We start from the raw sequence: 14,420 nt of genomic DNA on the forward strand, positions 1-14,420 counted from the left end.
CACCTCAGAGGACGATGTTGACCAGGCGGCCGGGCACCACGATCACCTTGCGGGGCTCGTTGCCGCCGGTCAGCGCCACGATCTTCTCGTCGGCCAGCGCGGCCGACTTCACCGCGTCCTGGCTCGCGTCCGCGGCGACGGTCACGCGCGAGCGGACCTTGCCGTTGACCTGGACCGGGTACTCGATCGTGTCCTGGACCAGGTAGCGCTCGTCCGCGACCGGGAACGGGCCGTGCACGAGCGAGTCCTTGCCCAGCCGCGACCACAGCTCCTCCGCCACGTGCGGAGCCAGCGGGGCCAGCATCAGCACCAGCGGCTCGACCAGGGCACGCGGCGTGCCCGCGGCCGAGCTGTAGGTCTTGGTCAGGTGGTTGTTCAGCTCGATCAGCTTGGCGCCCGCGGTGTTGAACCGCATCTCCCTGTAGTCCTCACGGACACCGGCGATGGCCTTGTTCAACTGACGCAGGTCCGCCTCGGTCGGCTCGTCGCCCGTGACCCGCACGTCACCGCTGACCTCGTCGACCACGTTGCGCCACAAGCGCTGCAGGAACCGGTGCGCACCGACGACGTCCTTGGTCGCCCACGGACGCGAAACCTCCATGGGACCCATGGACATCTCGTACAGCCGGAACGTGTCCGCGCCGTACGAGTCGCACATCGCGTCGGGCGTGACCACGTTGCGCTCGGTCTTGCCCATCTTGCCGTAGGACTGCGTGACTTCCTGGCCTTCGTAGAAGAACTTGCCGTTCTCCTCGACGACATCGGCCGCGGGCACGAACTGGCCGCGCGAGTCCGTGTACGCGTACGCCTGGATGTAGCCCTGGTTGAACAGCTTGCGGTACGGCTCGGGCGAGGTGACGTGGCCCAAGTCGAACAGCACCTTCTGCCAGAACCGCGAGTACAGCAGGTGCAGCACACCGTGCTCCACACCGCCGATGTACAGGTCGACGCCACCCGGGTCGTTCGCGCCGAACTTCTCCGTGCGCGGGCCCAGCCAGTAGCGCTCGTTCTCCTCGGCGACGAACCGCTCGTGGTTGGTCGGGTCGACGTACCGCAGCTGGTACCAGCACGAACCCGCCCAGTTGGGCATCGTGTTGGTGTCGCGGCGGTAGGTCTTCGTGCCGTCGCCCAGATCCAGTTCGACGTTCACCCAGTCGGTCGCGCGCGACAACGGCGGCGACGGCTCGGTGTCGGCGTCCTCCGGGTCGAACGTGGTCGGGGAGTAGTCGTCGACATCCGGCAGCCGCAGCGGCAGCATCGACTCGGGCAGCGGGTGGGCCTGGCCGTCCTCGTCGTAGACGATCGGGAACGGCTCACCCCAGTAGCGCTGCCGGGAGAACAGCCAGTCGCGCAGCTTGTACTGGATGGTGCCGTGGCCGTGGCCGTGCTCCTCCAGCCACGCGATGATCGTCTTCTTGGCCTCGTCGATGGCCATGCCGTCCAGGCTGAGGCCGTTCTCCTGGCTCGAGTTGATCGCCGGTCCCTCGCCGGTGAACGCCTCGCCGTCGAAGCCCTCGCTCGGCTCGACCGTGCGGATGATCGGCAGGCCGAACGCGGTCGCGAAGTCCCAGTCGCGCTGGTCCTGGCCGGGCACCGCCATGATCGCGCCGGTGCCGTAGCCCATCAGCACGTAGTCGGCGATGAACACCGGGATCTCGGCGCCGTTGACCGGGTTGGTGGCGTAGGCACCGGTGAACACACCGGTCTTGTCCTTGTTCTCCTGGCGGTCCAGTTCGGACTTCATGGACGCGGCCCGCCGGTACGCGGCGACGGCCTCGGCGGGGGTCGCCGCGCCGCCGGTCCACCGGCTGTCCACATCGGACGGCCATGCGGCCGTGGCGATCGCGTCGACGAGCGGGTGCTCCGGCGCCACCACCATGTAGGTCGCGCCGAACAGCGTGTCCGGGCGGGTCGTGAAGACCTCGATGTCCGCGCCCGCGACGGCGAACTTGACCTGCGCACCGTGCGAGCGGCCGATCCAGTTGCGCTGCATGGCCTTGATCTTGTCCGGCCAGTCCAGCCGGTCGAGGTCGTCGATCAGGCGGTCGGCGTACGCGGTGATCCGCATCATCCACTGCCGCAGGTTGCGGCGGAACACGGGGAAGTTGCCGCGCTCGGAGCGGCCGTCGGAGGTGACCTCTTCGTTGGAGATGACCGTGCCGAGGCCGGGCACCCAGTTCACGGGCGCGTCGGAGAGGTAGACCAGCCGGTAGGAGTTGACGATCTCCTGCTGCTGCGCGACGGTCAGCTCACACCAGTTGCGGCCGTCCGGCGTGCGCCGCTTGTCCTGCGCGAACTCGGTGACCAGCTCGTTGATCGGCCGGGCCTTGTCGGCTTTGTCGTCGTACCAGGAGTTGTAGATCTGCAGGAAGATCCACTGGGTCCACTTGTAGTACTCCGGGTCGATCGTGGAGATCCGGCGGCGCTCGTCGTGGCCCAGCCCCAGCCTGCGGATCTGCCGCAGGTAGGTGGTGATGTTGTCCTCGGTGGTCTTGCGGGGGTGCTGCCCGGTGCGGATCGCGTACTGCTCGGCGGGCAAGCCGAACGCGTCGAAGCCCATCGTGTGCAGCACGTTGTGGCCCAGCATCCGGTGGTAGCGGGCGTAGACGTCCGTGCCGATGAACCCGAGCGGGTGGCCGACGTGCAGACCGGCGCCCGACGGGTACGGGAACATGTCCTGGACGAACATCTTGTCGTCGGGGACGGGCCCTGCGAGCGGGCCGACCGGGTTGGGTGCGTGGTAGGAGCCGTGCTCCTGCCAGTGCTCCTGCCACTTCCGCTCGATCTCGCCGGCCAGCGCGGCCGTGTAGCGGTGCGCCGGAACTGCCTCAGCGCTTTCGCTCATCGCTCGTCCTTCCTGGATTTTCGGCCCTGAACAACGCGAAACCCCCCAGCCCGATCCGGGCATGAGGGGTCGCCGCGCCAACCAGTCCTGAACGGGTCAGCGCGGCCAGCGAAGAAGTCGGCGGGCCGTGCCCATGTCATTGAGGATAGCGGACCGCCAAAGCCACGACCTGGGTGACCTGACCTGCGGAGAAGTTGTCGTCGCTGACCAAGATCAACGATCGTTCGCCGCGGCCGACGTCCGGTCCCCACGTGATGCCCTCGATGTTGTCCACCTTGCTCAGCCCGAAGTCGGCGAGGTCGGCGATCAGCTTCTTGCGCATCGGCCTGGCGCCGGTCAGCGCCCTGCCTGCGACGTTGCCCGCGCCGATCGTGCTGGCCTCGTAGATCCGCACCTTGTTGCCGACACCGGTCACGAAACTCCGCTCGACCACGAGCAGCCGTGCCGGGTCGAACGGGTCGGCCGCGACGATCGCCGAGATGCCGTTGTCCGCGGCCGCGGTCGGCGGCACCGGTCGCGCGAAGATCGGTTCGAGCGGGTAGGCGTACTGGGCCAGCAAGTGACCGGCCCTGGTCTGCACGGTGATCCGCGTCAGGGCGCCGTTGTCGGGCGTGGGCACCGGACCGTCCTCGGTCAGCGGTGCCTCCACCGAGCTGACGAGCAACGTGCCACCCGCCGCGTAGGTCAGGCCTTCGAGCGCGAGATTGGAGCGCGGACCGCTGGTGGGGGTGACGTGCAGGTTCTTCGGCAGTGGCAGTTCGCCCGCGAACCTGCCGGTCCTCGTGGCCTGGTGGATCGACGGGTCTGCCGACGCCGGTGGCCGCCCGCCTTCCTGCGACCACGTGTAGCGACCGGTCCACGGGTCGACGCGGATCTCCTCCGGGTCCACGGCGTCCTTGGGGTAAGTCGTACCGTCCGGCCGGAGCAACGGACGTGTACCGGTGAACGTGACATCGCCGAGGCGCTTGGCGTTCACGTCGATGCGCGCGGTGTAGAACCGCGCCGGGCCGAGACTTGACCGGTCATCGCTGATCAGGACGTACTCGCCGGTGCGCGGATCCCTGTCGATCCCGGACAGGCCACCGACCGTGGTCCCCTCGTACACCAGGCCGTTCGGCACGATCCGCTCGCCGATCAGACGAACGCGCTGCCCGGCGGACACGGGCGAGGCCAGCAGACCGGTGGTGATGACCGCGGCGGCGGTGGCCGCGAGAAAACGTGCAGACATGGCGTGAAGCACATCCAATGAGGGTGTCCGTTTGGTTAAACGCACCTGACACCTAACATCGACCTTGTGATGGTCGCATCCCTGCTCGCCGCAATCGCACTCGCTGTAGGCGGACTAGCCGTCGCTGTGACGGGTCTGCTCGGTTTCCGCGAGCGGTTGCCGCTCAACAGGTACGCGGGCGTGCGCACCACGGCGTCGATGCGTGACGCCGACACGTTCCGGGTCGCCAACAAGGTGGCCGGACTCCCGTTCGTCGTCGCGGGCCTGATCGGCGTGCTCGGCGGCATCCTGCTGCTGGTGCTGCAGTCCGGTGGCCTGGTGGCTGTCCTGGTCAGCGCGGGCGGGATGCTCGTGATCGCCGGAGCCGGTGGGCTGCTCGGCCACAAGGCCGCGCTCGCCGTGCCGGAACCCGAACCGGAGCTGCCCGCCGGGTGCGCCGGGTGCGCGTGCGGCAACTGCGGTGTGGCCAAGCTCCGCGGCTAGGTCGAGTCAGTTCAGCCGGACGTCGTCCGGGTGCGTCGCGAGCAACGCCGTCGGCATGCCCTGACGACGCAGCACCCGCCCCCACAAGTCCTGGTCCGGCGCGGCCAGCACGTCGTTGGGCAGCGCGGGAACCACGATCCAGTCGCCGCGTTCGATCTCCCCGGCGAGCTGGTCGACGTCCCAGCCCGCGTACCCGGCGAACACCCGCAGCCCCTTGACCTTCGGCGTGAGCGTCTCCGGATCGGCGTCGAGGTCGACGAGCGCGACGGGACCGCGCACGCTGATCACGCCCTTGAGGCTGGCCGCGTCCTGGCCCGTGCGCAGCGCCGCGAGACACAGCGCGGTCTTCTGGTCGACCGGACCGCCGACGAACAGCGACTGCGGCTCGGTGACGTGATCACCCCAAGCGGGTAAGACGTCGTTGACCGGAACCTCACTTGGACGGTTCAGCACGACGCCGAGCGTGCCCTCACCACGACGATGGTCGATCACGTAGACCACCGTCCGGCGGAAGTTCTCGTCGAGCAGGGTCGGCGCCGCCACTAGCAGCGTTCCTGGCTCTACGTCAGCGTCGGGTCGCACAGCGCACATGATCCCATCAGCCCCGGGAACACCTTGAGCCCCGGGCGCGTTAGAAAAAATCGCCGGATGATCCCCGGGAACACGCAAGGCACCCGGTAACGTTAGACGCTAGGTCGACGCGCATCTGTGTCCCCCGGGCTCAATTGCAAAGCCTTCATGGAATACCGGTAACGCAGGAGCCATGTCGCGCCATCCGCCGAGAGGCGACCAGGCGCGTCGACCGCTAGCTTCCGGGCGCCCTTGCTCGCCTTGCTTCGCTCGGCTCGCCTGGTCACTGGCGCTGGGTGTGGTGGGTTGGGCGGCTGGGTTCATTCCATCGTGGATCTTTGTTGGCTGCTGGTTTTCCGTGGTGCGTACGCTGGAGTCTCGTGACAGCGGTGGTCGACGAGAAGCAGAAGGTCCTTGCGCGGCAGTTGCTGACGCTGAGGGAGTTCCGTCGACTGCTCTACCTGCGGTTCTCTTCGCAGTGGGCGGATGGGCTGTTCCAGACCGGACTGGCTGGGGCGGTGATCTTCAACCCTGAGCGCGGTGCCGATCCGCTGACGATCGCGACTGGGTTCGCCACGCTGCTGCTGCCGTACTCCGTTGTCGGGCCGTTCGCGGGCGCGCTGCTGGACCGGTGGGACCGCAGGAAGGTGCTTGTGGTCGCCAGCCTCCTTCGGGCTGTGCTGATCCTGTTCGCGACGATCGGCCTGCTTGCCGGTCTGCCGAGCGGGCCGCTGTTCCTGATCTCCTTGCTGGTCCTCGGTGCGACGAGGTTCATGGGCTCGGGACTGTCCGCCGCGCTGCCGCACCTGGTGCCGGAACGCACCCTGGTGCAGGCCAACGCGATCGCCGTGACGCTCGGGTCGGTGGTCGCCGTCGTGGGCGGCGGGTGCGCGATCGGGTTGCGCAAGATCTTCGGCGAGGACGACTTCGGCTCGGGCATCACCACGTCGTTCGCGATCGTCGGCACGCTGCTGGCCGTGGTGTTCGCCCTGCGCTACGAACGCGGCAGGCTCGGGCCCGACCAAGTCGACGAACCGTCGGGGACCGTGGTCGCGGTCGCCCGCGGCCTGATCGACGGCGCGAAGGCGGCATGGAACGCGCCTCGGGTCATCGCCGGGTTCGTCGCGCTGCTCGCGCACCGGGCGTCACAGGGCATCGCGCTGCTGATGGCCGTCCTGCTGATGCGCTACTACTTCACCGACTACGGCTGGCTCAAGGCCGGGCTGACCGGGCTCGGCGAGATCGCCGCGTTCGCCGGTGCGGGCATCTTCATCGCCGGGGTGATCACGCCGAAGCTGGTCGAGCGGTTCGGCAGGCACAAGGTGATCGTCGGCTCGTTGCTCGTGGTCGCGGCCGGGATGGCGGGCCTCGGCCTGCCGATGGTCCTGCCGACCATGCTCGGCGCGGCCTTCCTGCTGTTCGGCGCCGGTCAGGTGATCAAGCTGTGCGTCGACGCGGTGATCCAGGCCGACATCGGTGACGAGTCGATCGGCCGGGTGTTCTCGCTGTACGACACGCTGCTCAACGTCATGCAGGTGGCGTCGATCGCGGTAGCCGCGGCGATCGTCCCCGCCAACGGCTACTCGCACGGCCTAATCGTCGCGACGATCGTGCTCTACCTGCTCGGTGTCGTCGGCTACCTGCTCGCCAGCAGGCGCGACCACGCCACCCACGTCGTCTAGCCCCTGCTCGGCCGCCCAGCGCCGCAGTTCGGCCACGGCCTCGTCGTGGTCGAGCGGGCCGCGGTCGAGCCGGAGGTCCTTGAGGAACTTCCACGCCTTGCCGACCACCGGTCCGGGCGGCAGCCCGAGCAGCCGCATGATCTCGTTGCCGTCGAGGTCGGGCCGGACCTTGGCCAGGTCCTCCTCGGCGGCGATCCGGGCGATCCTGGTCTCGAGCTCGTCGTAGGAGCGCTGCAGCGCCTGGGCCTTGCGGCGGTTGCGGGTGGTGCAGTCCGCGCGGACCAGCTTGTTGAGGCGGTCGAGCAGGTCACCGGCGTCGGTGACGTACCGGCGGACCGCCGAGTCGGTCCACTCGCCCTTGCCGTAGCCGTGGAAGCGCAGGTGCAGGAAGACGAGCTTGGCGACGTTCTCGATGATCTCCTTCGAGTACCGCAACGCCCGCAAACGCTTGCGGACCATCTTGGCGCCGACCACCTCGTGGTGGTGGAAGCTCACGCCACCGCCGGGGATGTGCCGTCGGGTGTCCGGCTTGCCGATGTCGTGCAGCAACGCGGCCAGCCGCAGGACCAGGTCCGGCTCGCTGCCGTCCGCCTCGAGGTCGATCGCCTGCTCGAGCACGACGAGCGAGTGCTGGTAGACGTCCTTGTGCTGGTGGTGCTCGTCGATCTCCAGCCGCATCGCGGGCACCTCGGGCAGCACGTGGTCGGCCAGCCCGGAGTCCACGAGCAGCTCCACACCCCGGCGCGGGTGCGCCCCGCACAGCAGCTTGGACAGCTCGACCTGGATCCGCTCGGCCGTGATCCGCTCGATCTGGCCCGCCATCCGGCTCATCGCCTCGACCACGCGCGGCGCGGGCGTGAAACCCAGCTGGCTGGTGAACCGCGCGGCCCGCATCATCCGCAGCGGGTCGTCGCCGAACGACTCCTCCGGCGTGGCCGGGGTGTCGAGCACCTTCTCGGCCAGCGCGGACATGCCGTCGTGCGGGTCGACGAACTGCTTGGTGGCCAGGTTCACGGCCATCGCGTTGACCGTGAAGTCGCGCCGCTTGAGGTCCGCTTCGATCGAGTCGCCGAACTGGACCTCCGGGTTGCGGGTCACGCCGTCGTACGTGTCCGCGCGGAACGTGGTGATCTCGCAGGTCAGGCCGCCCTTGGTGGCGCCGACGGTGCCGAAGGCGATCCCGATGTCCCACACCGCGTCCGCCCAGCCCGAGACCAGGCGCATGACCTGCTGCGGCCGTGCGTCGGTGGTGAAGTCCAGGTCGGTGCCCAGCCTGCCCAGCAGTGCGTCGCGGACGCTCCCGCCGACGAGGAACAGGCTGTGCCCGGCCTTGGCGAACAGCGCGGACAACTCTTCCGCGACCGGTGAGACACGCATCAGTTGCACAACCGCATTCTGCTTGGCAAGCATCGTCGACACGGCGAATCAGGCTAGTTGACGTGGCCAGACGATTACGATCGAGTTCATGTCCCCGTCATCCGGACGATCCGACGGTACCCGGTCCGGGCGCCGCGGCAGGCGTCGGAGCAGGCGGCTGACCACGGTCGACGAGACCTCGGCCGGAGGTCTGGTGATCGACGTGGCCAGGGCCAACGCGGTGATCATCGGCAGGCTCGACCGCAGGGGGCGGCTGCTGTGGTCGCTGCCGAAGGGCCACATCGAGGAGGGCGAGACGCCCGAGCAGACCGCGGTCCGCGAGGTCAGGGAGGAGACCGGGATCACCAGCGAGGTGGTCCGCTCGCTCGGGTCGATCGACTACTGGTTCGTCGCGGAGAACCGCCGGGTGCACAAGACCGTCCACCACTACCTGCTGACCGCGCTGTCCGGCGACCTGTCCGATGAGGACATCGAAGTGACCGAGGTGGCGTGGGTCGCGCTCGATGATCTTGACGACCGGCTGGCGTATGCGGACGAGCGCCGGTTGGTGCGCAAGGCGATGCAACTACTCTCTGAGCCGGCAAACACACCATTCGAAGGTGATGTGTCGTTCTCGGACGGCCTTGACGCGCCGAAGGGTCGAAAACAATGAGTGGGCTGCGTTACGCAACCCGTCACAAGCTTGCCGCGGTGGTCGCGGCGGGTCTCGTGCTGGCCGGATCAGCTCCGTGGACCGCGTCCGCCCAGCCGCCGGGCCCGGAGCCGCTGTTCGCGCCGATCGGGCTGGCCCGCACGCAGCCGGCCAACAGCCCGCCGCGCCTGCGGCTGGACATCGACCAGCTCAACCCCAGAGTGGTCCGGTCGGACACCCCGCAGATCACGGTCAGCGGCAAGGTGACCAACGTCGGCGACCGGCGGATCGACCAGGTCGAGGTCCGGTTGCAACGCGGCGACGCGGTGAGCGACGAGGGCAAGCTGCGGGCCGCGATGGCGCAGCCGCCGACGGCGGAGGCCGCCAAGCCGTCGTCGTTCACGCCGATCGCCAAGTCGCTGGACAAGGGCGCGAGCAGCGCCTTCACCGCCACGTACACGCTGGACCAGCTCAAACTCGACCAGCCGGGCGTGTACCCGGTGCTGATCAACGTCAACGGCAGGCCGGAGTACGGCGGGGCCGAGCGGCTGGCCGGGCTGAACCTGCTGATGCCGGTGCTGTCGCTGCCCGGCCGCGGTGCCCCGCCCACCCAGGCACCGCCGAAGGTCACCGTGCTGTGGCCGCTGGTCGACGACCACCCCAGGGTGGTCCGCCAGCGCGAGAACGACAGGCAGCTGGTTCTCTCCGACGACGAGCTGGCCTCGTCGGTCCAGGTCGGCGGCAGGCTCTACGGGATGCTCAACGCGTACGAGATCGCCACCAAGCAGAACCCGGCGCTGATGTCGTCGCTGTGCTTCGCGGTCGACGGCGACCTGCTCGACACCCTGGACGCGATGACAAACGGCTACCAGGTCCAGGTGAGCGAGGACAAGACCGTGCCCGGCAAGGGCAAGGACTTCGCCCAGCGCTGGCTGGTCTCGCTGCGCGCGCTGACCGCCGGGCAGTGCGTGGTCGCGCTTCCGTACGCCGACGCGGACGTCTCGGCGCTGTCGCGCGCCGGAGCGGCTGATCTCGCCAAGACCTCGGTCAACCAGGGCCTTGCCTCGGTCAGCAAGGCGCTGGAGTCGGCCAAGCCGCAGCCGGGGGTGCTCTGGCCGGTCGACGGCACGGTCGACCCGCGTGCGCTCAGCGACGTCGGCGGGCTGACGCCGACCGTCGTGCTGGCCAACCCCGAGCGGCTCAAGGGCGTGCAGGGCCCCGGGCCGTTCACGCTCGGGCAGAACGACCGCGTGCTGCCGATCGACCAGCTGACGTCGTCGGCGCTGGCCGGGCCCCCGTCGGCGGCCGGGGCGGTCTCGGTGCAGAACGGACTGGCCGCGCTGCTGTTCCGCGCGATGCAGTCCGGCCAGTCGGTGCTGGTCGCGCCGCCGCGCCGGTGGACCGCACCGGCCAGCGAACTGACCGAGTACCTGCGGACCATCGGCCGGATGTTCACCGACAGGCTGGCCACCGCGAGCCCACTGGCCGACCTCGCCGAATCGCCCGAAGGTTCGGCGACGGCGATGGACTACCCCGAGCGGGACGTGGCCGCCGAGGTCCCCTCGGGTGTCATCAGCCAGGTGTCCCAGGCCAACGCGGTGCAACGGGACTTGCTGGGCGCGATGCTGCCCGACGACACCCGGCCGGTGAATCCGGCGACGGTGATGAACCCCATCCGCAACGGGCTGCTGCGGGCGTCGTCGAGCGGGTGGCGCGGCAACGTCGAAGGCGGCAAGCAGGCCGTGACCAATGTGGTCAAGCAGCTGGACGCCGTGCGCGGGCTGGTGAAGGTCAACCCGCCGGGGCCGCCGATCGTGCCCGCGTCGTCCAACGCGCCGATCCCGGTCCGGATCGTCAACGACCTCCCGGTCGACGTGCTGGTCAAGCTGGTGATCAGGGAGAGCGCGGGTCTGCGGCCCGGTGTGGTGCAGCAGAAGCGGATCCCGGCGGGCAACAGCTTCACCGACTTCGTGCCGGTCGAGCTGCTCAGGTCGGGCAAGTTCAGCGTCGACGTCTGGGTCACCACGCCCGGTGGCAACCAGCTGGGCAACGTCTCCAAGTTCGAGATCTCGTCGGGCGCGTACGGCACGATCACGGTCGCCGTGACGAGTGTCGCCGGTGGCATGCTGGTACTGCTCGCCGCGAGGCGCGTCTACCGTCGTATCAAGCAGCGCAAGAACCAGGAGCCCACCCCGGCTTGACCAGAGCGAGGACACCCGTGCCCCCCGCCGGCGGCGGCAGACCACAACCCCGCAAACCCCCGACGCCCCAGAAGCAGCCCGAACAGGCCCGGGGGTCGTTCGGGCGCGCTGTCGGGTCGATGGCGATCGCCACCCTGATCAGCCGGATCACCGGCTTCCTGTGGAAGGCGCTGCTGTCCGCCGCGGTCGGCATCGGCGTGGTCAACGACTCGTTCACCATCGCCAACACGCTGCCCAACATCGTCTTCGAGCTGCTGATCGGCGGTGTGCTGGCGAGCGTGGTCGTACCGCTGCTGGTCCGGTCGCAGGACGATCCGGACGGCGGTTTGGCCTACACGCAGCGGCTGCTCACGGTCGGCCTGACGCTGCTGGGTCTCGGCGCGATCGTCGCGATCGCCGCGGCACCGCTGATCACCAAGCTCTACGTCGACGACTCGACCGGCAAGGCCAACCCAGAGCTGGTCAACGCCTTCGCCTACCTGCTGCTGCCGCAGATCTTCTTCTACGGGCTGTTCGCGCTGCTGACAGCGATCCTCAACGCCAAGCAGGTGTTCGGCCCGACGGCGTGGGCGCCGGTGGTCAACAACCTGGTGGTCATGGCGACCATCGGGATCTACGCGATCGTGCCGGGTGAGATCTCGCTGAACCCGGTCAGGATGGGCGACGTCAAACTGCTGGTCCTCGGCGTCGGCGTGACGGTCGGCATCGTGGTGCAGTCGGTGATGCTGGTCCCGGCGCTGCGCCGGATCGGCTTCAAGTTCCGCTGGAACTGGGGCTTCGACGCCCGGTTCAAGGAGTTCGGCGGGCTGGCGCTGTGGATCATGGGCTACGTCGCGGTCAGCCAGGTCGGCTGGACGATCAGCACCCGCGTGCTGACAGCGGGCGACGACGGTGGCGCGGCCATCTACAGCTACGCGTGGCTGCTGCTGCAGCTGCCGTACGGCGTGATCGGCGTCTCGCTGCTGACCGCGATCATGCCGAGGCTCAGCCGGGCCGCCGCGGACGGCGACGACCGCAAGCTGATCGCCGACCTGTCGTACGCCAGCCGCGTGTCCGCGGTGATCCTCGTGCCGATCTCGGCTGTGCTGACGGTGACCGGCACGTCGGTCGGCATCGTGGTGTTCTCCTGGGGCGCCAGTGACGTGAACCAGGCGACCAGGCTGGGTGAGTCGCTGGCCGTGTCGGCGTTCGGTCTGCTGCCGTACGCGCTGGTGATGCTCCAGCTGCGGGTGTTCTACGCGATGAAGGACGCCAAGACGCCGACGCTGATCATGATCGTGATGACCGCGGTCAAGATCCCGTTGCTCTACATGTGCGAGGGCCTGCTGGCACCCGAGCACGTCGTCATCGGTGTGATGATGGTCAACTCGTTGAGCTACGTGGTCGGCGCGGTGCTCGGCCAGGCGTGGCTGTGGCTGCGGCTGGGTCACCTGAAGACCAAGCGGGTCGTCGGCGTGACGCTCTTCTCGGTCTTCGCCGGTGGGCTGGGGGTCGCGGCCGGGCTCGGGGTTGCCAAGCTCATGGGCGGGTTCCTGCCGCAGTCCGCGGCGCTGCGGGCGCTGTTGTCGTTGATCATCGAGGGCCTGGTCGCGGGTGTGGTGTCGTTCGGTGTGCTGGTCATGCTCAAGGTCGACGAGCTCAAGCCGGCGACCGCGAAAATCACCCGTCTGATTCGTCGGCGGTGAATTGGACGATCGTCATGCCCCGGGGGTTTCCCGTACGCTCGCTACGAGGTATCCGTTGCGCGCGGATAGGTGGCGCGTCTGACGGGAGAGTGCGGTGACGACCAGGAGGACCGACTTCACCAACGACGCGACCGTCCAGGGCGTTCGCGCGACCGGTGGTGACCTGCTCCCGGGCGGTGTCATCGGCGATGGTCGCTACCGTCTGCTGGCGCCGTTCGGTGTGGACATCCGCGGCAACGCCCACATGTGGCGTGCCCGCGACGGCCAGCTGCGCCGCGATGTCGCGCTCACAGTTCTCGTCGGTGATCCGACCGACCGCAACGCCACCGTCGCCGCGCGCCGCACGCTGGAACGTGCCGCCCACGCCGCCCGGTTCACCAGCCCGAGCGTGTCCCGTGTGCTGGACGTGCTGGGTGTCGGCAGCGGGATCGACCCGAGTGAAGGTGTTCTCGGGGTCGTCGTGGCGGACTGGGCGCAGGGCACGGACCTCGTGGACCTGGTCGCCGAGCACCCGTTGCCCGCGGGTACCGCCGCCCGGCTGCTGGAACCGCTCGCGATCGCCGTGGAGCAGGCCCACCACACCGGCCTGGTGCTGGGTGTCGATCACCCGCAGCGGGTCAGGATCGGCCCGGACGGCTCGTTGCGGCTGTCGTTCCCCGGCCCGTTGCCGCAGGCCCAGCTGCAGGACGACGTCAAAGGCCTCGGCGCGATCCTCTACTTGCTGCTGACCGGGCGCTGGGCGTTGCCCGGCGGCCCGCCGACGATGCCCCTCGCGCGCCGGGACCGCTCCGGCTCGCCGATCTCGCCGGCCACGCTGCGCCCCGACGTGCCGGACGACCTGGCCGATCTGGCGGTGCGCAGCATCGCGGACACGTCGCTGGGCGGTATCCGGACCAGTTCCGCGCTGCTGACCGTACTCGAAGGCATCGCGCAGCGCGCCGAGCTGCTCGACCAGCGGACCGAACTGCTGCCGGCGCTGCAGGGCGGCGAGCAGCTCGCCGACCCGCTGGCCGACCAGGACACGATCTGGACCACCAGCAAGCGCCCGCCCAAGGACGACGGCAGGCGCCGCAAGCTGGCCATCGGTGTGACCGCCTTGACGGTCGCGACGGTCGGCGTGCTCGCGTGGGTCGGCATGCAGCTGATCAGCTTCTTCGGCAGTGACCCGGTGCCCGCGGCCGTGCAGCAGCCGGTGGCGACCGCGCCGGCCACGCCCGGCGGCAACACCAGCAACCAGCCGCAGGCCAACCCGCCGCCCGCGCCCAAGCCCGCCGGACCGGTCAAGGCGACGAAGGCCCAGATCTACTCGGTCAAGGGCGACAAGGACAACGCCAGGAACGCGGGCCGCGTGATCGACGGCAAGCCGAACACCGCGTGGTCGACCGACGAGTACAAGAAGCCGTTCCCCGCGCTGAAGCCGGGCATCGGCGTGCTGGCCACCTTCGCGGACGCGACCAAGCTGGCCCAGGTGGTCATCGACTCGCCGAGCGCGGGCACGGTCGTGGAGATCCGCTCGGCCGCGTCGCCGACGGCGAAGTTCGACGACACCAAGCTGATCGGCCAGGCGACGCTCGCCGACGGCACGACCGAGATCGCGCTGTCGAGCACCGAGCCGACCCAGTACGTGCTGGTGTGGATCACCAAGCTCGCCGTGGACGAAGACGAGAAGAACGTCAGCCAGGTCAGGGAGATCGAGTTCCGAATGGCCCAGTAAAAGG

At 69.1% G+C, this 14,420-nt stretch carries 10 protein-coding genes; 6 read left to right on the top strand and 4 right to left on the bottom strand.

Annotated features, from left to right (window positions below):
* Window positions 1–4 precede the first annotated feature (4 nt).
* Together leuS and AOZ06_RS52815 are read right to left on the bottom strand one after the other, a co-directional pair.
* On the bottom strand, window positions 5–2,845 hold the full coding sequence (leuS, locus tag AOZ06_RS52810; RefSeq protein WP_054296280.1) for a leucine--tRNA ligase: 2,841 nt from the start codon (window positions 2,843–2,845) through the stop codon (window positions 5–7).
* A gap of 136 nt (window positions 2,846–2,981) precedes the next feature.
* On the bottom strand, window positions 2,982–4,073 hold the full coding sequence (locus AOZ06_RS52815; protein WP_054296281.1) for an esterase-like activity of phytase family protein: 1,092 nt from the start codon (window positions 4,071–4,073) through the stop codon (window positions 2,982–2,984).
* Window positions 4,074–4,142: 69 nt separating this feature from the next.
* Between AOZ06_RS52815 and AOZ06_RS52820 the strand changes: the two genes are divergently transcribed.
* Entirely contained in the window at window positions 4,143–4,556 is a 414-nt protein-coding gene (locus AOZ06_RS52820) for an SdpI family protein (protein WP_054296282.1), read from the top strand.
* 6 nt (window positions 4,557–4,562) lie between these two features.
* Here the strand turns inward: AOZ06_RS52820 and AOZ06_RS52825 are convergent, their stop codons facing one another.
* Window positions 4,563–5,147, bottom strand: a complete 585-nt coding sequence (locus AOZ06_RS52825; RefSeq protein WP_054296283.1) for a YqgE/AlgH family protein — start codon at window positions 5,145–5,147, stop codon at window positions 4,563–4,565.
* A gap of 359 nt (window positions 5,148–5,506) precedes the next feature.
* On the opposite strand from AOZ06_RS52825, the gene AOZ06_RS52830 reads away from it, so the two are divergent.
* Window positions 5,507–6,808, top strand: a complete 1,302-nt coding sequence (locus AOZ06_RS52830) for an MFS transporter (RefSeq protein ID WP_054296284.1) — start codon at window positions 5,507–5,509, stop codon at window positions 6,806–6,808.
* Here the strand turns inward: AOZ06_RS52830 and AOZ06_RS52835 are convergent.
* On the bottom strand, window positions 6,719–8,218 hold the full coding sequence (locus tag AOZ06_RS52835) for a CCA tRNA nucleotidyltransferase (RefSeq protein ID WP_054297571.1): 1,500 nt from the start codon (window positions 8,216–8,218) through the stop codon (window positions 6,719–6,721). The genes AOZ06_RS52830 and AOZ06_RS52835 overlap by 90 nt on opposite strands.
* 55 nt (window positions 8,219–8,273) lie before the next feature.
* Here AOZ06_RS52835 and AOZ06_RS52840 point away from each other — a divergent pair, with 55 nt between their 5' ends.
* The 4 genes from AOZ06_RS52840 (at window position 8,274) to AOZ06_RS52855 (ending at window position 14,416) form a co-directional block, all read left to right on the top strand.
* Window positions 8,274–8,837: an NUDIX hydrolase gene (locus AOZ06_RS52840; RefSeq protein WP_054296285.1), complete on the top strand. Its 564-nt coding sequence runs from the start codon at window positions 8,274–8,276 to the stop codon at window positions 8,835–8,837.
* Window positions 8,834–11,017: a DUF6049 family protein gene (locus AOZ06_RS52845; RefSeq protein ID WP_054296286.1), complete on the top strand. Its 2,184-nt coding sequence runs from the start codon at window positions 8,834–8,836 to the stop codon at window positions 11,015–11,017. Before AOZ06_RS52840 ends, AOZ06_RS52845 begins: the two co-directional genes overlap by 4 nt.
* 119 nt (window positions 11,018–11,136) lie before the next feature.
* Entirely contained in the window at window positions 11,137–12,702 is a 1,566-nt protein-coding gene (murJ, locus tag AOZ06_RS52850; protein WP_054296287.1) for a murein biosynthesis integral membrane protein MurJ, read from the top strand.
* 94 nt (window positions 12,703–12,796) lie between these two features.
* Entirely contained in the window at window positions 12,797–14,416 is a 1,620-nt protein-coding gene (locus AOZ06_RS52855) for a protein kinase family protein (RefSeq protein WP_054296288.1), read from the top strand.
* The last annotated feature ends 4 nt before the right edge of the window (window positions 14,417–14,420 follow it).

This window comes from Kibdelosporangium phytohabitans (assembly GCF_001302585.1).
Lineage (GTDB): Bacteria > Actinomycetota > Actinomycetes > Mycobacteriales > Pseudonocardiaceae > Kibdelosporangium > Kibdelosporangium phytohabitans.